A 21,841-nucleotide genomic window follows, 5' to 3' on the forward strand; every position below is an offset into this window, starting at 1 on the left:
AAGAGGCTGTCTAAAAAGGCAGTCTCTTTTTTTATGCTTTAGATTTAGAAAAAAGCTTTGATTTTCGTATCTTAATGTTATGAAAAGCAACGTTATATGGAAGACCAATAGCCAGTCACAATTGAGTCTTCTCCCACCCAGTTATAATGATTTTGTTCCAGAGCATCATCCCGTGCGTATCGTCAACAGCATTCTTGATCAAATAGATATCAGTTCCATAGAAAGGACCTATAAAGGCGGTGGCACCTCGAGCTATCATCCCAGGGATCTGCTCAAAATTTTGGTCTATGCTTATCTTCGCAACTTATATTCATCCCGTAAGATCGAACAGGCCTTGGGTGAGAACGTCCATTTTATGTGGCTCGGCGGCTGTATCCAGCCTGACCATAATACCATCAGTAATTTTCGATCGGGAAAACTCAAGGGAAAGTTCAAAAAGATCTTTAACCAAGTTGTCATTCTGCTGGCAGAACAGGGCTACCTGAGCTTAAAGGACATCTTTGTTGATGGCACCAAGATCGAGGCCAATGCCAATCGCTATACTTTTGTTTGGGGAAAGAGCATCAAGACCTCGCGCACGCGCATTGAAAAACAGCTCAAGGATTTATGGCGCTATGTAGAGACCGTATATGCAGAGGAAGAACAAAAGCCCAACCAGCCTGATAATTTTAAAGCCATAGATCCCAATGAAGTATCCCAAACGATCGATAAGATCAACCGGGCTCTCCAGGGAAAGGATGTTGATAAGAAAGTAAAACAAAAGCTCAATTATGCCAAGAAGAACTGGCCAAAGAATATTGCCAAATACAATAGCTACGAAGCGCAGATAGGCGGGCGCAACTCCATGAGCAAGACGGATCCCGACACCACCTTTATGAGGATGAAAGAAGACCACATGCTAAATGGCCAGCTCAAACCAGGTTATAATCTACAGGCAGCCACCAACAACCAGTTCATAGCAAACTACACCCTTGCACAGACCACGGCAGACACTGCCACACTTATCGAGCATACCGAAGATTTTATAAAAGGTTATGGAAAACCGCCCGAAAGACTGACGGCCGATGCAGGCTATGGCAGTGATGAAAACTACACCTACCTCGAAGACAATGATATTGAGGCTTTTGTAAAATACAATTACTTCCACAAGGAACAGTTGGATGAAAAACGTGGCAAGAACAAAAATCCTTTTGCAGCAGATAAGCTGTTCTATAACGATGAAGCAGATACCTATTATTGCCCTATGGGGCAGCCGATGGATAATATAGGGAGCTATGTGAGAAAAACAGCTACCGGATATGAACAGAAAATAGACAGATATCAGGCTAAAAACTGTATAGGCTGCCAGCTTAGAAGCCTGTGCCATAAATCAAAAAGCAATCGTATTGTAGAGAGGAACCACAAGCTGGTCAGGCTTAAGGCAAGAGCGAAACAAAAATTATTGAGTCCACAAGGTATTGCCCACAGAAAACAAAGATGTTGGGATGTGGAGGCAGTATTTGGTAACATAAAACACAATATGAACTTCAGAAGGTTCATGTTAAGGGGCCTTGATAAGGTAGAAACAGAAATAGGCCTCATTGCCATGGCGCATAACCTTAAAAAAGTGAGTTTAGCGATGTAAGAATCGCTTTGCCCAATTTTAACCCAGAACTAATTGCCCAATTATCCGAGCAAATCCATAATGAAACCAAAAGAACCAAAAAAATAAAAGGTCGCCTAAATAGTTTTTAGACGACCTCTTTTTGTTTTAGGTGGGTTTTGACTTTTCGATTGAGTCAACTTAGTGCGTAAATCGCATCATAACACAATACGGTTTTTATGGGTTTGGAAGCTTTCGGGATTCCGCGAGCGAAAGAAGTAGGATCCAGCAAACTATATCAAACTGTAAAGAATTAATTTATTTCCTTTACTTGTTTTCATGCACTATCCATACTTTATCCATACACTATCCATGGAGTATCTACGCTATACCTATTTTGTAAGACCCATCCTAGAGGCATATCCAGAGAAATATTTATGAAGCGATTTTATCTATAAAACAAAAAAAGTCCTACCGAAGCAGGACTAAAGATTTTCATCTACGGCATATAGCCTTATTGTGATAAGATTAAAGATTAGAAGTTTTAATCTGAGACAAACATAATAAAATGTTTTCAAATAAGCAATAAGGTTTCCAGTACATTAGATTCAACTTAATGTGTATCTTGAAGCAATTAAAATTGAAAATATCATGGCAAAAGTATTAGGTTTGGATTTGGGGACGAACTCGATTGGGTGGGCAGTGGTTGATGATGATAAACAAAAGATATTCGGTATGGGGAGCCGGATTTTTCCGGAAGGTGTTGTTGCTAAAACAATAGGAAAAGGAGAAAAGGAAGAATCGAAAAACGCAGCGCGAAGGAACAGTAGGCAACAAAGACGTCAGTATTACAGAAAGCGTTTAAGGAAAATAAAACTGTTGAGAACACTTATTGATTTAGATATGTGTCCATTAACTCATAAAGAACTTGATTTATGGGCAAAATGGGATAAATATAGAGGAAAGGCTGGGCGAATTGCTCCAAGTTCAAAAGTTTATATTGAATGGCATCGACAAAATCCTTATCACTTAAGAGATAAGGCCCTAAACGAAGACTTAAGCTTACATGAAATGGGGCGTGTTTTGTACCATTTAATTCAAAGACGAGGTTTTTTGAGCAATAGAAAAGGAAAGGATGATGGTAAAATCTACAAAGGTAAAGAAGGAATGGTTGGTATCGACCAAACTAAAAATAGTATCGATAACGGTACGTTAGGCAGTTTCTTAAATTCAATTTATCCGCCAGAAGGAGAACCATTCCAATTAATAACTGACGAAAACGGCAATGAACTTCGTGTGAGAGCAAGATACACGTTGCGGGATATGTACGTTGAAGAATTTGATAAAATATGGGAGCGACAGGCAAAGCCATTGGGATTGTTGGAAAAAACAGGAGAAAAAAAGAAGCTGACTTTTCTAAAAGGAAATTTGGATGCCAATAGAAACAAGAAGAAAATAGAAAAATTATATCAAAAGTATGGGGAACCAAACGTTACCATTACAGAAATAGAAAATAAAGATACTAGAAAAAGTATTTTTAAGGTTGTGGTTAAATCGATTGTGCCCTTAAAGGAATTTTTTGGAGGAGAAATCGAATATGATAAAGAAGGAACAATTAAACACAAAAGTCAAGATAGTGTCTTGTTCTGGCAAAGACCCTTGCGATCTCAAAAAGGGCTATTGGCAAAATGCCGATTTGAACCAACTGTAACTAAAAATGGTAAATATCTGCAAAGAGGAAAATCTCCTTGCCATTTGTCACATCCAGTTTATGAAGAATTCAGAGCCTACCAGTTTATAAACAATATTGAATACGGTCGAAAACAAAAACTTAATGAATACCAAAGATTGCAAGTTTTGGCTTTGATGAATGGCAAAGACAGTAATTTTAATTTTTCGGAAATTCCTAAAAAGCTCAAAATGGAATATGAAAAATGGAACTACGCCGATGACCAGAAAGTGCCAGGAAATTATACCACAAAACATTTGTCGAGTTTATTTTCTAAGGAAGTATGGGAAAAATACAAACATGAGATTTGGCACTGCTTTATGGATTTTGAAGACAATGACAATTTAATTGAAAAATTGATTTCAGATTTTGATTTAAATGAAAAACTAATCGACAAAGTAGAAAGAATTAATCTTAAAGAGGGTTATTCCAATGTGTCGTTAAAAGCCATAAAGAATATTCTGCCTTTTCTAAGAGAAGGATTTCAAATGAGTGATGCCACTATTTTCGGAGGTGTAATGAATGCTTTTGGTGATCAAATAAACTATTTCAAAGATTCAAAAGAACAATTAAAAAAAGATGTTCTGAATATTGTAAGAGACAAAACCAATAAAGAGGGAGATGCCATTGAGAAAATCAAATCCTATTTGGTTGAAAACGATTTTGGATTTACACCAGATGATAAACGGTTTATAAAATTGTATCACCATAGTCAGGATATAGAAACGAAAGAGTTGAAAGACAAACTGGATGCCATTGAAAATTTAAGAAACCCGATTGTTCAACAAGGACTCAATGAAACCAGACGGCTTGTCAACCATTTGATTGATGAATATGGGAAATTTGATAGAATTCAAGTTGAATTGGGTCGTGATGTCAAAAACAGTAAACAAGGAAGGCAAAATCAGTCGAATAGGATCAAAGAAAATACAACAAAAAATGATGCTGCCAGAAAATTACTTACCGAATACGGGTTAAGGCACACTAGAGTTAACCTCCAAAAAGTCTTGCTCTATAAAGAAATGCAAGATCGTGGCGTTGTCACTGTTTGTCCTTACACAAACATTTCCATCAATATAAGTGACGTCTTGGGAAGGGAAAACAAGATACAGATAGAGCACATCATGCCCAAAAGCACCTCATTAAATGATAGTTTTGGAAATAAAACTTTGTGTGATTCTAAATTCAATGGACTAAAAGGTAATCTTACACCCTATCAATTTTACTTAAAAAACAATGATCCGAAAATATGGGGTGGCGCAGAAACCTGGGAAGACATCGAGCAAAGGATTTATAGGTTGTTGCCATATCCTAAAGCAAAACGATTTACTTCAAAAATAAAGATCGAAGATGCTGATGTACAAAATAGCTTTATCGAAAGACAGTTGAACGACACCCGGTATATCAGCAAAAAGACCAAAGAAATCATGAGTCAGGTTTGCGAAGATGTGAGAGTGCTGCCCGGAGGGCTTACTTCGGAATTAAGGCACTTATGGGGTTTGAATAATATCTTACAGCCGGTTATGAACTTGGACATCAACCTCAAGAACATGGAAGAGGATCGAGTCTATCCACATTATGTTGTAATGGACGAAAACAATAATCTCATTTCGTCATTACCAATTTATAATGAAAAGCCAACATTGGAAGCTAATCAAACCACTATCACAGGGAAAGTAAATAAAGGTGTATTCAAAACGTTAAACAACTATGTCAATATAACTGTTAGTGTGCCAGAATTGACCAATGGAAATTATTGGTTAAAATTGAACATTTCTGAACCCAAAAAAGTGGTGCGTATCTTTAAGGAGCGACCGGAAAGTACAGAAAACACGATTGTATTAAGAGGGAATGTAGAACGGGAAAAATTTAAAAATAATAGTATCGGACTAGTTTCTGCCAAAGCTATTGACAATGGGTCATATTGGGCGAAATTGCCAGTTATAGATAAAAAATTCATTGTTCCAGAAAAAGAAAAGCAACCCAAAAAAACAGGAAAGCAGATTCTGTTGTTTGGCGAAGTAAAAGATAATTATTTCAAATCGTACATCTATGAATGCGAAACTAATACGACGGATGGAAAATATTGGCTGCTATTGGATCTTGATACAGAGCATCCAGTTTATGAGAGAGCCATTAACGAAAAACCGAGCTTTGCTTCAAACCAAATTTGTATTGAAGGAACGGTAAATGACCAAGGTGTTTTTGTTTCAGAGATAGATGCAGAGCATCAATTTGCTACCAACGAAAAGGAAGGAAAGTATTGGGTGGTGTATGACATCGTAAATGAGCCAAATGAATTCAATGCCATTGAGAACCAAAAACCCCCGATAGAAAAAAATCAATCGTTGATAGAGGGAAACATTTGGGTGGATAAATACACAGGGGAGATAAAATTTGACCCCAAGAAAAATAGGGATGATCATAGGCACCATGCCATAGATGCCTTGGTTATTGCCTTGTCAAAACAAAGTTATTTTCAACAATTAAGCACATACAATGCACAGCGGGTGGCAAAATACAAAGGATTGCCTTTTGAAAAAGACCAATTAAATTTCCCTGTACCATGGTTGAATTTCCATACGTCGGCAAAAAAGGAAGCTGAAAAGATCTTGGTGTCACACAAGCAAAATCGAAAAGTGTTGACACAAGTAAGAAAACGCATTACTAAAAATGGCAAAACTTTTACAAGTGTAGGAGACGCCGTAAGGGGTCAATTGCATAAGGAAAATATTTATGGGCAAAGACAGGCACCTGCGGAAGTTAGTAAAGGATATCACATGCGGAAGAAAGTGAGCGATTTAAAAGACAACCAGCTAAAGAAAATCGTTGACCCAGAAATACGAAGAATTATTACGAAAGCGAGAATAGAAGAAGTTAAAATCAATAAAGAAATCGCTTTATTGGAAAAACAAAAAAAGCAAAAAGGAGTTAGTGATGAAGAGGAATTGGTTATCGTAGATCAAATCAACTCGTTAAAAAATGACATCCAACAACTCTATACTTTAAAAAATAAAAACGGAGAACGCGTTCCTATTAAAAAGGTAAGGTTAAGGGAAGAAATGTCCAATGCACAAAAATTAAAAGAGGCAAATCAATATGTGAATCCGAGGAATAATCATCATATAATTATCTATGAAGATAAAATGGGAGAACTTAAAGAAACTATAGTTTCTTTTTGGGAGGTTGTAGAAAGGCAAAAACAAAATCAAGAAATTTATCAACTTCCTGAATTTGATAAGCACGGTAAAATTATAAATACCTTACAAGAAAACGATATGTTTGTGCTGGGCTTGGATGATGAAGAGTTTAATGAAAATAAATTAGACTCTAAGTTTTTAATACAATATTTATATCGCGTTCAAAAAATATCAGCGGGAGATTATTCGTTTAGACATCATTTGGCATCCACCCTGAGAAACAAGGAAGAGGAAGTTAGAGTTACAAGTTTAAAGAGATGGAATGAAATAAATCCTATAAAAGTAAATCTGACAGAAACAGGTTCAATAATTGAAGCCTAAAAAAACTTACAAGTTTGTTGACTTGAAATTAAACCTTTTAAATTTTAAATGATGGCACTTCAATGTATTACATTGACCAAACAAAATAATGATTGGTTAGAAAAGCAAGTAGATGCGCAAGAATTTCTCAGCAAAAGTGAAGGGGTAAATTATTTAATTAATCAAGCACGAGAGAAACAAGAATACGACGATTTTGTTCAAATAAAAATTAACAAAGGCTTGAAAAGTGGCTATACAAAAAAGCAGACAAGAGAAGAGATGTTGGCTGAAATTAAGAGTAATTTGAAATTTTGATCGTTGTAAGATGGTAAGATTTTGCAAATAAAAGTTCTTTGACATAAATGGCTTTATCTTAAACAGCCAAGCCACAACGAAAAATTGACGCTTTTTAATTTTTGTCAACGATTTTTCGTTGTGGTTTACAAACATATTATTCTAATATTATTTGAATGTTTGTGAATCTCCTTCGTCGATTTTATTGAAGATTAGAAGATACGATATTACCGTCAAGATGGTTTCGCAAGGACACGCCGTTGTGGTTTGACTAAAGATTAGAAGACACGATATTTTAAATATTTAATCGTAATAAAACTCGTACGTTGTGGTTTGATTAAAGATTAGAAGACACGATATTCTGTTTTATTGAACAGCAATCCAATGTCCGTTGTGGTTTGATTAAAGATTAGAAGACACGATATTTTCTGTCAGCCGTAGGCTTTGGATGATGTCGTTGTGGTTTGATTAAAGATTAGAAGACACGATATTGATTTAGGAATTGTTACCTGCTTTAAACCGTTGTGGTTTGATTAAAGAATAGAAGACACGATATTATATCTAACAAAGTCATTTAGGTACTTTGTGTTGTGGTTTGATTAAAGATTAGAAGACACGATATTTATTCCCGCAACTCTTAAACCTTCTAATTTGTTGTGGTTTGATTAAAGATTAGAAGACACGATATTTCCTTCTCGTTTACACATGTTAAGACAGGCGTTGTGGTTTGATTAAAGATTAGAAGACACGATATTTAGACGTTTAAAGAATTATACAACGTTTGGGTTGTGGTTTGATTAAAGATTAGAAGACACGATATTGGAGTTTCGGAAGTGAAAAGAAATTAAGTTGTTGTGGTTTGATTAAAGATTAGAAGACACGATATTTGTAGTTATACTGGCTTCGAGTTGGAAAGTGTTGTGGTTTGATTAAAGATTAGAAGACACGATATTACAATGCTGTTATCTGTGATGTAGTAGCCAGTTGTGGTTTGATTAAAGATTAGAAGACACGATATTACCTTGCCAAATGGACCACTCGTATCACGGTTGTGGTTTGATTAAAGATTAGAAGACACGATATTTGAAGCAGGAGGTTGAGCAGTATCTTAAGCGTTGTGGTTTGATTAAAGATTAGAAGACACGATATTCCTAATGAATATAAAAATATCAAAGTTACTGTTGTGGTTTGATTAAAGATTAGAAGACACGATATTAAGAATACACAGGAGATATTACAGCGGTTAGTTGTGGTTTGATTAAAGATTAGAAGACACGATATTGTTTCGGGTTCAACTCTTAAAGCAATCGTTGTTGTGGTTTGATTAAAGATTAGAAGACACGATATTGCATTGGCAGAGGGCACATCCTTGACCGATGTTGTGGTTTGATTAAAGATTAGAAGACACGATATTATGGTCTGTAAGTTTTAGCCGCCCGGCATTGTTGTGGTTTGATTAAAGATTAGAAGACACGATATTGGACGAAAATAAGATAGGTGTGTTTAACGCGTTGTGGTTTGATTAAAGATTAGAAGACACGATATTACAACAAAAACTTTGCTGTCGTCATCCAGGTTGTGGTTTGATTAAAGATTAGAAGACACGATATTGAGGAAGATGATTTGATTGCTGGGTATATTGTTGTGGTTTGATTAAAGATTAGAAGACACGATATTTGAGTCCGACGAGCGCCGTACATCGCTGTTGTTGTGGTTTGATTAAAGATTAGAAGACACGATATTCAAGTTGGGCCATTAATTCAGCTTCTTCTTGTTGTGGTTTGATTAAAGATTAGAAGACACGATATTAACGCAACGGTTAAAGAATTAGCCGAGTCTGTTGTGGTTTGATTAAAGATTAGAAGACACGATATTCCTCAATACTAACGTCAAACGTCAAAATCAGTTGTGGTTTGATTAAAGATTAGAAGACACGATATTAGTTGGTCTTGTACCTTCTGATAGTCATGTGCTTAAAGCAAGATATCGTATAAGAAAATGCTTCTTTTTTGCAGTGATAAGGCAAGATTGAGGCATTTTTTTGTTTTAAAATAACTCCAGTTGTGTGGGTAATGGCTCTTTTGGGACTTCGGCGCGTCCCCAAAAGTTCATAATATTGCCAAATTGTTTATCGGTAATTCGGAGGACGCTCACTTTCCCTAAAGGAGGTAATAGGCGTTTAATACGTTTTTCATGCACATCAGCACTTTCGCTACTGGCACAATGCCGCATATAAACTGAGTATTGCATCATAGTGAAGCCATCTTTTAATAGGTTTTTTCTAAAGCCTGCAGCATTTCGTCGGTCCTTGGGCGTTTCAGTTGGTAAATCAAAAAATACAAATAACCACATAATTCTATAACCGTTTAGTTCCATAATTTTGGATATTTAATTTTCTTTCTTTCACCAGTGTAACATTGTTGAAGTGAACTGGCTGTTTTTTGAAGGCCAACCATTAAAGGGCTTTTTTCGTTTTTGAAATAAACGGTTCGCGTCAGCACCTGAAGCAATTCGGATTTTATCTCTGTGGTCAAATCTTGCTCATCATAATGTTGCATGATGAAATGAACAGCTTCATCTACGGCCGGCCGAAAAGGTTCCATAATATCATCGGCCAGAGCAAATGCGTTGTACTTACTTTTATGATGTATGCCCAATGTATTCAGTAATCCACTTCCGGATAATGCTCTTGCGGTTGCTGCACGTAAAATAGCATATCCGTAATTGAGAAAATTATTAGGGTAATTGCCAAATCGTTCTCTTTTAAAATCGATGTTAAAAAACGATTTCCAATAAAAATTAGCGGCTACGGCCTCCATATTTGTAGAATCTCCGCTTAAGACTTTGCTCTCCAAAAATTCGAACGAATTTTTTTTATTTGTTATTTTCTCTAATAGAATGCCTTGATTTCTGATTTTTTCCTTGATGGTCTGTTGCCACAATTGTTTTTTAAAGGTAAACTAGCGGCTATTTGATATTTGAAAATTTCTTGTTGTATATGATGACTGTTGAGGTTGAGAAGCATTCCATTTGGAAGATGTTTGTCATCGCAGATAATACAAGCACAATTATTATTAATTAATTTATTAAGCGCGGGAATACTTATATATACTTCATTATGATCAATAACGACATAACCGATATCTTCTATTGGAATAGTTCTGTTTATACTGTCTGAAGTGATTACAAGCTGCTCATTAGCGGTAGTTATGGCGCATTTGTTTGCAAAGAACAATGTTTTTTTTAGCATAATTGGTCAGTAAGTTAGGTTGGAATTTTGCCAAGCATAAGCGGGAGGGAACTTTAAATATATAAAATTCAGTTGTTAAAATGCTGAAAGCCAGCAAGATTTTTTAAGGCAACTACTTCATCCTTTGGTTATAAATCTAAACCACACTATTAAAGCACACCTTACAAGCCAAGCTGCCAAATTACAATGACCGTGTTTTTTCTACTAAATAATACATCTTATAAGTGCATTCTATTTTTGCCATGCGTGCAATGATAGAACCCATTATGTAAGTTTATTGCACCATAATAAAAAATGTTAAAAGGGTATATCTTTCAATAGTCTAAACCAAGATCAAATAGCTTTACTCCCATCAGTATTTTTTAACACCTCCGAGCCTATTTCAACTAGTAAAAGACAATTTTGATTCATACCTCGTGCCCTTATCCGTCCGTTCCATTCGGATGGACCCCAAGGTTCTTGCATAATGTATTCGGAGAAATTTCAACATTTAGTCCAGCAGAAAGAGTCAATTTAATTTTTATTGTTTAAAATTCTAAAATTCAGTGTGTTGCGATTTTGATTGACATATTTAATACTAAAAAAGATGATTTTTTAAAACCGACCCTTTGAAAATCTCGTAAGTAGAGTTCAAAGCAAAATAGTTTAACAAAAAATCAAAAACATGAAAACCAAAATTTTAACTTCACTGTTAGTCACCTTCTTAATGTTCACGAGTTGTAGTAATGACGACGACGCTGCTATGATCCAAGAAACGGGAGAGCGCAAAACCTATTCTTTAATGGCTGTTTCCGATCCGTCAATTTCAGGAATGGTCACGTTTGTAAAGAACACCGATAATTCAACTACTGTAAAAGTAGATTTGGATGGGACCTCATCAGGAATGCATCCGGCCCACATTCACATTAATACGGCTGCCGAGGGTGGTGCTATTGCCATTAGTTTAGAGCCAATAAATGGGGCTACGGGCATGAGTTCTACAACCTTTAGTACAAAGGATGACGGCACACCGATTAGTTACGAACAGCTATTGGATTTTAATGGCTATGTCAATGTGCACAAAAGTGCCGACGATCTTGGAACCTTGATTGCTCAAGGCGATATCGGTCAAAACGAATTGACCACTATGTCCAAAACCTATGCCTTAGGCTCTAAATCAGATCCAAGTATTATGGGCGATGCCAAATTCACAAAACGCGTTAACGGCACCACATTGATTGAGATCATGTTGGAGGGTACGTCTGCCGGTGATGAGCATCCAGGACATATTCACATGAATACTGCCGCTGAAGGTGGAGACATTGCCGTAACCTTTACCCCGTTAGACGGAGCAACTGGGATGAGTAAAACGCAGGTTGCAATGTTGGCTGATGGGACAGCAATTTCTTATGATGAACTTTTAGATTATAACGGATACATCAATATTCACAAAAGTGCCGACGATCTTGGAACCTTGATTGCTCAAGGCGATATCGGCCAAAACGAATTGACCACTATGTCCAAAACCTATGCCTTAGGCTCTAAATCGGATCCAAGTATTATGGGCGATGCCAAATTCACAAAACGCGTTAACGGCACCACATTGATTGAGATCATGTTGGAGGGTACGACTGCCGGTGATGAGCATCCAGGACATATTCACATGAATACTGCCGCTGAAGGTGGAGACATTGCCGTAACCTTTACTCCATTAGACGGCGCTACAGGTATGAGTACAACGCAGGTTGCTATGTTGGCCGATGGGACAGCCATTACCTATGACGAACTGTTAGAATTTGATGGGTATATCAATATTCACAAAAGTGCCGACGATCTTGGTACCTTGATTGCTCAAGGTGATATCGGTCAAAACGAATTGACCGGCGAAGCTAAAGCATACACTTTGGTTACGGTTGGCAGTTCTGGTGTTGACGGTGAGGCCACGTTTTATGAGAGAACAAATGGTGAGGCTTTATTGGTTATTGCCGTGATGGGAACCATGAACGGAAACAGTCATCCGTCTCATATCCATATCGGCGATATTAATAATCCTGGTGCTATTGCGGTAAGCCTTAATCCTGTGGATGGAGATAGTGGCATGTCTATGACAAATATTGCTAAATTGGATGATGATAGTGTATTTGGCTATGAAGACGTATTAACTTATAACGGCTATATTAACGTCCATAAAAGCGCTGCAGAATTGGATGTTTTATTAACCCAAGGAAATATTGGTGTCAACTAAACTTTGGTTTGTTGTGATTGCTGAAAGGCTGCCTACTAATGGGCAGTCTTTTTGTTTGATCCGTAATTCATATTAAGCGTCAGATAGCCAAGCACAAATTGGTTAAAAAAAATCCCACAGATGATGATATCTGATGGGATTTTAGGTTGTGTTGCTACTATTGATTTTAGCAGCTCCAGATTAATTAAATAAGGCTTTAATTCTTACTGATTTAGTTATCAAATCGTTGTAAATGTAAGATGTCAATTTTTGATTTATCGTTCCGTGAGCGCACCAAGATGGTAAAATAATGTTGTTCTACATTATCATAATCTGCTCCAGCGCTGTAGCTAAGCGGTTTCACATCTATCATGGTATGCCAATTGCCGTCAGCATTGGCCTTTACGGGTCTCCAGTCTTCAATTACCTTACTGTAATAACGATTGGTATCGGTATAGTTATCAACCGTCCTTTTTCCTGATTGCACTCTAATTTCAATCCATTGGCGTTTGTTTGTACGACCTTTTACGGTTATTTTTCCATTCAACCCTTCGCCTACCGAGAGATTGCTTTTTGGTGATGTAATGGCTACGTAAACTGCTTCCGTTGTTGGCGTGATGACTTGTTCTCCCGTAATGGGGTCAATGCGGCCATGCTTTACACGTTCTTTAATTGGGGTCACCTTGGCTTTAGACCGTGGTATCACCTTCATTTCCTCCATAGTCTTGGCTTTTTTGGTTTTTTCTACCTTGACTTTTTGTTCCACCTTTTGCTTTGAGGTTTTCTGTGCGTATAATTGAGAGGTCATTACCATCAATACTACTGTTGCTGTCATTAATAATTTAATTTTCATAAACTGTTGTTTTAATTAATATTCTATGTTAATCGATGTGTTTGCTTTAACTGAAAGCAAGTCGGTTTTCTATGCTCATGCCAGCTTTTGGTCAAAATGCAAAATTTTTGGCGCAGTCAGTTTTTTTTTAATTATTGACTCTTGACATCTCACATGTTGTTAATAAAGTGGTATCACAAATCAAGCGTTAATGGACGGCGTTCTAATTAATTGTCGTGCATATCTTGAGAAATCCTTAACAACGAGAATTCTGCTGGTCTCGATGGTGATATCCCGATGTCTACAATCATCTTTCCGTTATTTACATCGTGTTCTGTCATGGTTTCATTCAGACCCACCCTTACAAAATAAGCCTGTTCTGGTTTAGCACCCATTAATGCGCCCGCTCGCCAGAGCTCGATGAGGTAATTTGTGATCATTGCTTTCACATTGCTCCACGTTGCAGGGTTGTTTGGCGCATTTTTAAATTGTGCCAGAGCATTTTTTACTGAGGTTTCAATGGTCATGCCCATTCGCATCACAGGAATATAGCGCCATTCGTAATCATTGCTGGCCAATGTGCGGGCACCCCAAACCATAACCCCTTTGCCTTTAAAACTTCTAATGGCATTAATGGATTTTCCTGAGCTGTCAACATTAAGATTGGCCTGAGCATTGTTATCAATGGCTAGTGTTGGTGCTGTAACCTTATTCAGGGATATATTGGCTGGTGCTTTCCAAACGCCTCTGGAGGCATCAGCCTTGGCGTAAACACCAGCAACAGCTGCACTGGGCGGTAATTTGAGATGGATTGTATTGATCCTCTGTTTTATCTGTTGGTATTGTGTTCTATAATTTCCATTATCAGCGTGATATAAAGAGGTCTCAGCTTTGCTTGGATCTCTTGCAATGAGGTCTTCAGGATGCTTCAACACCATGGTTTTATTGTTTTGATTTAGCTTTACTTGAATCTTATCTTCAGAAATATGGTAATTAAGGGTTGTTTGCAAGGATGGAAAGTAAGCCGCTCCATATTTAAGATTTTCGGTCCCCATCGAGAATCGGAATTTTTCTACCGAATCTGAAATATCACTATTTGATTCTTTGACATCGCAGATCAGAAAACGATCCTTTCTTTCGGCACATTGGGCAAGTGCGGTCTTATAGACTTCGGCTGGGTCTCCAATGTTTTCAGAACTGCTGATATCCGGAAACAGAATCAAGGTTGGTATGTCTTCGTTTTCCAGCAATGCTAAACCCGACATAAAGTCTTCATTTTGTATGAGATTATCATAATGGCCAACCGAGGTAATGAAACAATCGTCACCGCCATTGGCAAAAAAAAGTTCCAACATATAGTACATCTTGTATTTTGGAGTAGTCAATAGCTCTGGGGGAATGATGCTTCCGTCATTGGTTATCTGAAACACACCTAAATCAGCTGGGTTAGCGCCACCAAATTTAGATATATACTCCTGCATAGAACGGATCCGTGTTGGGCTATTGGAGCCTTTTTCAGTATACCCTATAAAAGCAGGAATAGACGTCTCCACTTGTGTAATTGAAGGGATGGCACTTGAAACTTCTTGAACATAAACGCCTGGAGTGCTTCTGTTTTTATGAGCATTGCTCCCTTTGTTATCCTTACTAACCTTAGGCATCTTCTTTAGCCGTTTGTGAGGTAGGCTACGTTCTGTTTTTGTCTTTCGATTTGTGATCTTGTTTTTAACCTGTGAGAAAGATCCATAGGAAAAAATGAAAAGAAGGATAATACAAAAAAGGTGTGTTTTGTTCATAATTCATTGTCGTTTTTGATGATTATACTCGCATTTCTATAGCTTGCTTCGAATTCCACTTCCAAATGTCGTCATCATCTCTGATAGCCCTACGGGATAAGGACACTCCGCCAAATTTCACTTTTTCGTTTAAGGTTCTGTTTTTCGTTTTATCAAGCACCTATTCGAATACTTCAAAAACCCTTCAGATCTTTACTATCTGGAGGGTTTTGAATAGAGGAGATGATTAATTGTTTTAGTCAACGAGTTCAAAACGCATCCAAACAAAAGCTTTTCTATTGTTATGAGCGTTTCTCATGCGGCCTCGAATAGGTCCCTCTAAAATTGTCCTTCCTGAATAACTCACCTTTCTAAGAGGTAAGGATGCATTGTCAAAATTATCAAATTTCAAGGATTGACTCACATCACCATCAAAATATGTATGGGATGCATTTAAGTCCTTAGTGCCATTTAAAATGGCAAGAACGTCGTAGATGGCAACTCTCATTTTTCGAGGATCTTTGTTGAGTACATTATCATAATCTTCTCTTACTAAAATATTGGATAGTGTTGTACTACTGTATTCTTTAATCCAGGTGTCTATTGTGAATTCGGCATTCCTGTCATTGGCTTCGTCAGGGGTAATTTCAAAAATAACAGAGTTGTTGATATTTGGCGACCGTCTATCAGTTACTTTTGATTCTTGTACTTGAATTTGCCTATCTCTATTGCCGCAAATCAGAGCTGTTGACCCCGCCCAATAACTATTTTGGTCTCCCGGTTTACATTTTCTATTGTTACGAAACTTTTTGATGTCCCTGCTAATCGGACTTTTTATCTTTCCATTAGCCTTATATTTCACATGCTGCGTGATGCCATAATCATCTATTTTATCGTCATCTTTTGATACTGCACATTGAATTTCAAGCAAGGTTACTTTTAATTTCACATTAGGAATGGGTTTCCACATCGTCTTGGTGGTTGGTTCAGAATAAATGGTTCTGGTTGCTTTGTTACCTACTTCCTTACCATTTTCTTTTCGTACTGCTGTGATATCGTGAGTCACCTTACCATCTGCTTTGTCCACCTTTATAGAATAGAGCTTAACCCTGCCCCATTCGCCTTTGTTGTCTGTAGATAGATTGGTTTTTGTTCTTTTTGTAATCGCCTCGCCATTTTCTTTATAGGTAGTTGTTATCATGAGTTCGATATCACTATTCCTTTTGGCGGTGCCCCCAAATACAACGGGAATTTTGGTGAATGATGAAATTTGCGGTGGAGAAATGATGCGTGTTTCTGTATCCTCAAGATCTAAATTGAGGGTGTTGCCAACATCTAATTTCTTATCTACTTTTACTGGCGTCTTCATTTTTGCAGGCTGTTTAACCAGGCGCCGCTCAACCTTGGATGATGGGACTTCTTGAGGCACCAAGGTGAGCTTTGGATTGAGTGCCCTGAATTTCTTTTCAGTCATCTCCACTCGAGAAATCATTTGAATGGGCTGATTGGTTGAAACACTGATTTTCTTTTCACTATCGGTCCTTGAATTATCTGTAACTATAATTTCAAAACGGAGATTTTTTGAGCCCTCTGGAGCCCACAAATTAACAGGCGTACTTTGCCATTTCCCATTGTTGCTGGCTGTTGCTGTAAATGTACCCAAGCCTTGATCTCCACCACTGTAAATTGCCTTAACCTTTATGGAAACGGTTGTTTCTTTTGGCGCTGTACCAGAAATAGTCAAGGGTGATGAGACTTTTGACTTGTTCTTGGGAGAGGTGATAGAAAGGTCAATACTATTTCGGAATTTAACTTGCGCTTTTTTGCCCCTAATTACTTGAGCATGAAAGGGCGTTGAGGCCATTAGGAAAAAATAGACTCCTAAGAATAAAATTGCTTTTTTCATGATTAATATATTGTTATAATGATTATTTTATAGGATAACATTTCACTTGAAGACTTCAGAATCCAATTCATAAAAATGGACCTGATGGAATATTTCCTTATCGTCTCAAATGCAATACTGTAATTTCAGACGGGTTTCTTTTATCGCGAACCAATACGGTGAGTTTGTACTCTTTTTGTGATGCACGGCCGTTATTGGTTTTTGGTGTTCCTGTATTTAACTGTGTGCTCCAATAGCCTCTGGAATCTACAGAAACTGAGGTCCAATCTTTAATCACCCTCCCGTTGTTCTGTTGCTGATAGTTTCCAGCACTGCCTTGCCCTGTTTGTACGCGGATTTCCAAAGTGTGGTTTTTCATTGCGCGTCCCTTGACCGTAAATGGTGATCTCACTTTTTCGCCTTGATAAAGATTACTCTCTGGTGAGGTTATCTTCAGTCCCAATTTTTCTTTGGCTTGCGAGTTGACCGTTACCGAGGCTTTATTCCCTTGTTCTGAATTGTTGACAACCCTGACTGCCGTAATCTCAAGAGTGACATTGTCATCGGCGGCGTCCGCTTGAATGGAATAAAGTTTGCCAGATTTCCACTGACCATTGGCGTCTGTTGATGCATTTAATTCTGTGCTTTGCCTAATGTCCTGACCGTATTGTGTGTAATGGCGATTAATAACAATTTTAACCTCACTGTTTTTTTGTGCAGTTCCAGTGATTATCAATGGAAAGTCAACATTGGTATTACTGGTTGGCGAGGTGATATATGTATTGGGTATGTTGCTTGACGGTCTTTGAGGGCGTTGATGTCCAGTTATGGGATCAATTGGGCTCTGAGTTACTCTTTCTGGCATCTCAGTCAACTGAGGATTGAGTTCTTTTATCTTCTTCGCCGTCATTTCCACACGTTCAATTCTTTGGATATTGCTGGTAGGAGAAACGATTATTTTTTTTGAATTTGGTTTCCTTAAGCGTTTCATCTTCGATTTCTCTACCACTGATTCTGAAGCCATGATTTCAAATTTTAAGTTATTTACGCCCTCTGGAGCCCACAGATTGATAGGTGTGCTTTGCCAAATTCCATTGCGGTTGGAGGTTATTTCAAATGTCCCCAAATCTTGATCGCCTTCCGCGAAGGTGGCTTTGACGTTGAGGGTTACCTTGGCGTTTTTTGAAGCCGTACCGGCAATGGTAAGCGGTGAAGAAACCTTGGCATTATTTTTTGGAGAAGTAATGGACAGCTCAGCGCTGACGTTTTTTGGAGATTTGATAGTTTTGCCTAAAGTTCTTTGCGCATACATCTGGGTGGAGATGATTAAGAACACAAATGATGCTAAAGTTAAAATTGGTTTTTTCATGATATATGGGTTTAGGTGTTACTGTTTATTTTGGGGTAATCCCTGATTAAGTTTTTTTAATTTGAAGCGGTTATGATGTGTTTAGTCGGTTATTGATCAGTCGGTTTTTTATGTATTTAGAGATAATTTGAATATGCTTTTAGCTTTTGAAAAAGGTTTTAATCCACTCGCATAAAAACAAAAACCAAGACTTCTGGGCCCGATGCTGTGCCTTGATATCTCTCGCGTCTTGCCGCCTCTGGAATCTCTTCAAGCTTTAGGGTTGTTTGGTTAATTTGAATGATCCTGAATTCTCTAATCGGCGGGAACGGACTGTCTTGATAGGGTCTGCTGTCGGACAAATCAATTTTTAAAGTATTGCCTTCCACATGGTATTGTCCAATGAAATATTGATAGATGGCGCAATGGTCATCGTACCAGCGTAAATTCATTTTACCGTCTGACGAAAAGCGCAACTGATCACTGTTTCTATGGCATACATTCTGATAATTGTAAAGCCGCTCATTAGAGCCATTGATAATGGTGCCCGTTTTTACAAAGGCCCAATCACCCCAAAGACTTCCTGGCAAAGGTTGTTGCAAGGTGACACAACTCATGGTCATGCTACAAATGCTTAGAACTAAAATGAGGTTTCTAAATTTTATGTCTTTCATTAGGTGTTTGTTTTTGGGGTCATTATAAATAATTTGGAACTTTCACCACCACACGACCTTTAATTTGGGAGATGTTCTCTTCATAATCTTCAAACTGACCGTCAAACACTAAGGTATAGCCTAAGGAGCCACCTTCATGACTCTTTAAGCCGTAAGTGATATTGGATAATTTGATTTCGCCAGACATACTATTCTGTACGTCAGAGGAAGGCGGTGCGATTGAAATAATCAGATTGGATTTTTCTTCAGAATCATCTTCTGAACCATCAAATAAGTCGGCAACGGAACCATCGGCATTTTGAAAAAGGAGTCCGTGAAGGAGTATATCGTCATTGCCTATTCGTAAAACAATGCCCTTACCATTTTCAGTATTGCTATAGGCTGAAAAGTTGTTCATGCTGCCTGCATCTGTTGATACATTTTTAATGTCTCCCTTTAAGTGGCGTTCGTTGGCACTTCCTGGATTTATGGTAATATCATAGGTGTGATTTTCGCTTTGCGCATCCTCTTGACGTTCTTGGACAGGTGTTTCAGAAGCCTCTTCAACCGTATCTTTTGATTTATTGTTATTGCCACAACCAAAGACCAATGTAAGACAGATGAGAAGTAGGAGGGGCGTTGTTTTTTTAAAGTTGTTCATGGTTATTTTGTTTCATTATTAAAAATTAATTCTGAGGTGTTTAGGTTGTGTTAAGTCAATTCATCGCTTATATAATTTTGGAAGGGTGTAAATTTCAAATCGGTTTATAGCTTTTTGGCATCCCAACCAGTTTTTGTGGCTTCGTCATCACAGTAGCCCCATCGGCCTTCAAAGTCGGTAAAATCTTCATTGAACTTAAGCACCAAAGAGCCCCAGTTTTTTCTGCCGTAAATGTCTGTTTTACATTTTTTAGCCGAGCCATTTTCAACCCACTGTCCAACCATGGTATGGGAATCGGTCATTTTTCCTAAAATTTCGCCACCATCGTTTTCATACCAACCGGCAATGACATCTCCATATTTATAGATACGGAGATTTCCCTCTGCGGTTGTTTTCCAAGTTCCTACAACACCTTTTTGCTCTATTTCGTTGTTTTGGAAAACAATGAGCTCTACTCTTCTGTTTTTCGCGCGTCCTTCTTCCGTAGTATTATCGGCAACGGGATTTGTTTGTCCAAGCGCTTTGGTTTCAATGCGGTTGCGGTCAATTCCAATGGTTTCAATCAAATAAGTTTTTACCGCATCCGCTCTGTTTTTGGATAGTGTCAAATTACTTTCAGCCGAACCGACATTATCGGTATAACCTTCAATAAGCACCATGCCGTTGAGCTCTTTTATTTTTTCGGCCATGTCAGCCAACTCCTGTGTGTCTTCTTTAAGCGTGTATTTTCCGGTATCAAACGATACTGCCGCATTTAACTGAAAATTGATACTAGAGCCAATAGCGCCTATGGCATCAATATCAGCACCGGGCCATTTGCCGCTCTTTTTTTCTTTAACATCTACCACTTTGACATACCTAAACACATCCGATTTTTCAACATAGTCGGCAATGTCAATCGCCGAAAATCCGCCACCGGTACGCCCTACAGAAATCCATGCTTCGCCATCTTTGGAGATGTAGGCATCAACAGGTTCGGTTAATGCCCCTATTTCCAAGATAAATAAATCAGGACCTTCAATGTCGTATAGCACGTTATCGGTAAATTTCACAACCAACTCTCCGCCATAGCCCAGGGTGCAAAAGTTGCTGTAAGGTGAGGTTTTAGAATCTGGAATGCCAAGGGCTTCCTCTGGACCAAAGCCTTCAATCGGGCTTGGATTGCCAACCTTGAAACTGACCACTTCATCGGCAAAGGATATGTCGCCATAAGGGAAAAACACCCTGTTTCCGTGACCGTCGGGATAGGTTCTTCCTATTTGAGAGTAACATAATGCCGAGATCATGAGCATCAATGAAGTTATAATATATTTCATCTTATTTTGATTTTGAGCTTGATTTTTTACATTTTTAAATTCTAAATATTGAATTTAACTCCAGCTGCAATAACCAATTGTCCGCCGTCAATAATGACGTATTTGAGTTCAGCAAAGGGCATTATGCCACTGTTGCTTATATACATTTTGGCACCTGCACCTAGATTAAGGCCAAACCTTCCATCGCTGGCACTATAGCTTCCAGGAAGTTCTTCATAACCAGCTCCGTCATATTTAGCTTTTACGCTGCTATAGTTTAAACCGGCAAGCCCATAGACATGAAATTCCCCGTCGTTTACAAAGTAATAATTGGCATTTCCGTTGACTTCAAACCAGTTGACCTTAATTGGTCCTTCTGTTTTTGGAAAATAATAGATGAGACTTGGTGATATACTGAGGTTGTCGGCGATGCCAAACTCGGCGTTGGCCCCAATTCCAATATTTTCAATTTCAGTACCGTAGGCGAGCATGACCCCAAGTCGGGTGTCAATTTCCTGCGCATTTGCAGTGGTCGAAAAGAAGCCAATAAAGGCTAAACTAAGGGTTGCAATAATTAATTTTTGAGTTTTCATGAGTATTGATTTTAATTTAAAGAGTTATAATTTTGTGCAATAGTACGTTTGTGTAGAATTGGTATTAACGTTTGTTATAAGTTGTTCTTTCAGCCTCCTTCCGTTTAAGTGAGTTGCCTATTAAATTTGGAATTTGTTGTACCTGACGGAACCAGTTCAGGCGATTGAGCCATAAGATAGGTGACCAAAAACAAACTCAGAACTATGTACACTATGGTTTTAAGGTTTTTTGTTATCATAT

The 21,841-nt window shown here is 37.9% G+C and carries 15 protein-coding genes and 1 CRISPR repeat array; of the genes, 4 read left to right on the top strand and 11 right to left on the bottom strand.

Annotation, left to right across the window (positions count from 1 at the left end; all coding sequences use genetic code 11):
• Nucleotides 1-79 precede the first annotated feature (79 nt).
• The 3 genes from H3Z82_RS04605 (at nt 80) to H3Z82_RS04615 (ending at nt 7,126) form a co-directional block, all read left to right on the top strand.
• Nucleotides 80-1,624, top strand: a complete 1,545-nt coding sequence (locus tag H3Z82_RS04605; protein ID WP_182203050.1) for an IS1182 family transposase — start codon at nt 80-82, stop codon at nt 1,622-1,624.
• Between the two features lie 609 nt (nt 1,625-2,233).
• Nucleotides 2,234-6,832, top strand: a complete 4,599-nt coding sequence (cas9, locus tag H3Z82_RS04610) for a type II CRISPR RNA-guided endonuclease Cas9 (protein ID WP_182203052.1) — start codon at nt 2,234-2,236, stop codon at nt 6,830-6,832.
• A gap of 48 nt (nt 6,833-6,880) precedes the next feature.
• Nucleotides 6,881-7,126 carry a ribbon-helix-helix domain-containing protein gene (locus tag H3Z82_RS04615; protein ID WP_235982369.1) on the top strand — a complete coding sequence of 82 codons (246 nt, stop codon included), beginning with the start codon at nt 6,881-6,883 and terminating at the stop codon, nt 7,124-7,126.
• Between the two features lie 238 nt (nt 7,127-7,364).
• A CRISPR array of direct repeats spans nt 7,365-9,046; the repeat unit is 36 nt; unit sequence GTTGTGGTTTGATTAAAGATTAGAAGACACGATATT.
• Nucleotides 9,047-9,151: 105 nt separating this feature from the next.
• Here H3Z82_RS04615 and cas2 read toward each other — a convergent pair.
• From cas2 to H3Z82_RS19720, 3 genes are read right to left on the bottom strand one after another with little or no spacing between them, the layout of a single operon-like run.
• Nucleotides 9,152-9,481, bottom strand: a complete 330-nt coding sequence (gene cas2, locus H3Z82_RS04620) for a CRISPR-associated endonuclease Cas2 (protein ID WP_182203054.1) — start codon at nt 9,479-9,481, stop codon at nt 9,152-9,154.
• On the bottom strand, nt 9,472-10,047 hold the full coding sequence (gene cas1 / locus H3Z82_RS04625; RefSeq protein WP_262890679.1) for a type II CRISPR-associated endonuclease Cas1: 576 nt from the start codon (nt 10,045-10,047) through the stop codon (nt 9,472-9,474). Before cas1 ends, cas2 begins: the two co-directional genes overlap by 10 nt.
• Entirely contained in the window at nt 9,996-10,355 is a 360-nt protein-coding gene (locus H3Z82_RS19720; RefSeq protein WP_262890680.1) for a CRISPR-associated endonuclease Cas1, read from the bottom strand. The genes cas1 and H3Z82_RS19720 overlap by 52 nt, the downstream gene beginning before the upstream one ends.
• A 664-nt stretch (nt 10,356-11,019) precedes the next feature.
• On the opposite strand from H3Z82_RS19720, the gene H3Z82_RS04630 reads away from it, so the two are divergent.
• Entirely contained in the window at nt 11,020-12,579 is a 1,560-nt protein-coding gene (locus H3Z82_RS04630; protein ID WP_182203056.1) for a CHRD domain-containing protein, read from the top strand.
• Between the two features lie 211 nt (nt 12,580-12,790).
• On the opposite strand, the gene H3Z82_RS04635 is transcribed toward H3Z82_RS04630, so the two are convergent.
• The 8 genes from H3Z82_RS04635 to H3Z82_RS04670 form a co-directional block, all read right to left on the bottom strand.
• Nucleotides 12,791-13,411, bottom strand: a complete 621-nt coding sequence (locus tag H3Z82_RS04635) for a hypothetical protein (RefSeq protein ID WP_182203058.1) — start codon at nt 13,409-13,411, stop codon at nt 12,791-12,793.
• Nucleotides 13,412-13,617: 206 nt separating this feature from the next.
• Nucleotides 13,618-15,051, bottom strand: coding sequence for a phage tail sheath family protein (locus H3Z82_RS04640; RefSeq protein WP_182203060.1), 1,434 nt, complete (start codon nt 15,049-15,051; stop codon nt 13,618-13,620).
• A 370-nt stretch (nt 15,052-15,421) separates the two neighbouring features.
• On the bottom strand, nt 15,422-17,071 hold the full coding sequence (locus tag H3Z82_RS04645) for a hypothetical protein (RefSeq protein WP_182203062.1): 1,650 nt from the start codon (nt 17,069-17,071) through the stop codon (nt 15,422-15,424).
• A 97-nt stretch (nt 17,072-17,168) separates the two neighbouring features.
• Complete coding sequence (locus tag H3Z82_RS04650) at nt 17,169-18,419, bottom strand: hypothetical protein (protein WP_182203064.1); 1,251 nt, start codon at nt 18,417-18,419, stop codon at nt 17,169-17,171.
• Between the two features lie 158 nt (nt 18,420-18,577).
• Nucleotides 18,578-19,072, bottom strand: coding sequence for a hypothetical protein (locus tag H3Z82_RS04655; RefSeq protein WP_182203066.1), 495 nt, complete (start codon nt 19,070-19,072; stop codon nt 18,578-18,580).
• Nucleotides 19,073-19,094: 22 nt separating this feature from the next.
• Nucleotides 19,095-19,712, bottom strand: coding sequence for a hypothetical protein (locus H3Z82_RS04660; protein WP_182203068.1), 618 nt, complete (start codon nt 19,710-19,712; stop codon nt 19,095-19,097).
• 104 nt (nt 19,713-19,816) lie between these two features.
• Nucleotides 19,817-21,028 (bottom strand): OmpA family protein, encoded by a 1,212-nt coding sequence (locus H3Z82_RS04665; protein WP_182203070.1) that lies wholly within the window; start codon nt 21,026-21,028, stop codon nt 19,817-19,819.
• 41 nt (nt 21,029-21,069) lie between these two features.
• Nucleotides 21,070-21,600, bottom strand: coding sequence for an outer membrane beta-barrel protein (locus H3Z82_RS04670; protein WP_182203072.1), 531 nt, complete (start codon nt 21,598-21,600; stop codon nt 21,070-21,072).
• Between the last annotated feature and the right edge of the window lie 241 nt (nt 21,601-21,841).

The sequence above is a fragment of the Gelidibacter maritimus genome (assembly GCF_014062315.1).
GTDB classification, from domain to species: domain Bacteria; phylum Bacteroidota; class Bacteroidia; order Flavobacteriales; family Flavobacteriaceae; genus Gelidibacter; species Gelidibacter maritimus.

Coding starts and splice junctions, on each gene's coding strand:
- H3Z82_RS04635 (WP_182203058.1), bottom strand. CDS start 13,411: ATGAAAATTAAATTATTAATGACAGCAACAGTAGTATTGATGGTAATG.
- H3Z82_RS04660 (WP_182203068.1), bottom strand. CDS start 19,712: ATGAACAACTTTAAAAAAACAACGCCCCTCCTACTTCTCATCTGTCTT.
- H3Z82_RS04650 (WP_182203064.1), bottom strand. CDS start 18,419: ATGAAAAAACCAATTTTAACTTTAGCATCATTTGTGTTCTTAATCATC.
- H3Z82_RS04655 (WP_182203066.1), bottom strand. CDS start 19,072: ATGAAAGACATAAAATTTAGAAACCTCATTTTAGTTCTAAGCATTTGT.
- cas2 (WP_182203054.1), bottom strand. CDS start 9,481: ATGGAACTAAACGGTTATAGAATTATGTGGTTATTTGTATTTTTTGAT.
- H3Z82_RS04630 (WP_182203056.1), top strand. CDS start 11,020: ATGAAAACCAAAATTTTAACTTCACTGTTAGTCACCTTCTTAATGTTC.
- H3Z82_RS04605 (WP_182203050.1), top strand. CDS start 80: ATGAAAAGCAACGTTATATGGAAGACCAATAGCCAGTCACAATTGAGT.
- H3Z82_RS04615 (WP_235982369.1), top strand. CDS start 6,881: ATGATGGCACTTCAATGTATTACATTGACCAAACAAAATAATGATTGG.
- cas9 (WP_182203052.1), top strand. CDS start 2,234: ATGGCAAAAGTATTAGGTTTGGATTTGGGGACGAACTCGATTGGGTGG.
- H3Z82_RS19720 (WP_262890680.1), bottom strand. CDS start 10,355: ATGCTAAAAAAAACATTGTTCTTTGCAAACAAATGCGCCATAACTACC.
- H3Z82_RS04670 (WP_182203072.1), bottom strand. CDS start 21,600: ATGAAAACTCAAAAATTAATTATTGCAACCCTTAGTTTAGCCTTTATT.
- H3Z82_RS04665 (WP_182203070.1), bottom strand. CDS start 21,028: ATGAAATATATTATAACTTCATTGATGCTCATGATCTCGGCATTATGT.
- H3Z82_RS04640 (WP_182203060.1), bottom strand. CDS start 15,051: ATGCCTAAGGTTAGTAAGGATAACAAAGGGAGCAATGCTCATAAAAAC.
- H3Z82_RS04645 (WP_182203062.1), bottom strand. CDS start 17,071: ATGAAAAAAGCAATTTTATTCTTAGGAGTCTATTTTTTCCTAATGGCC.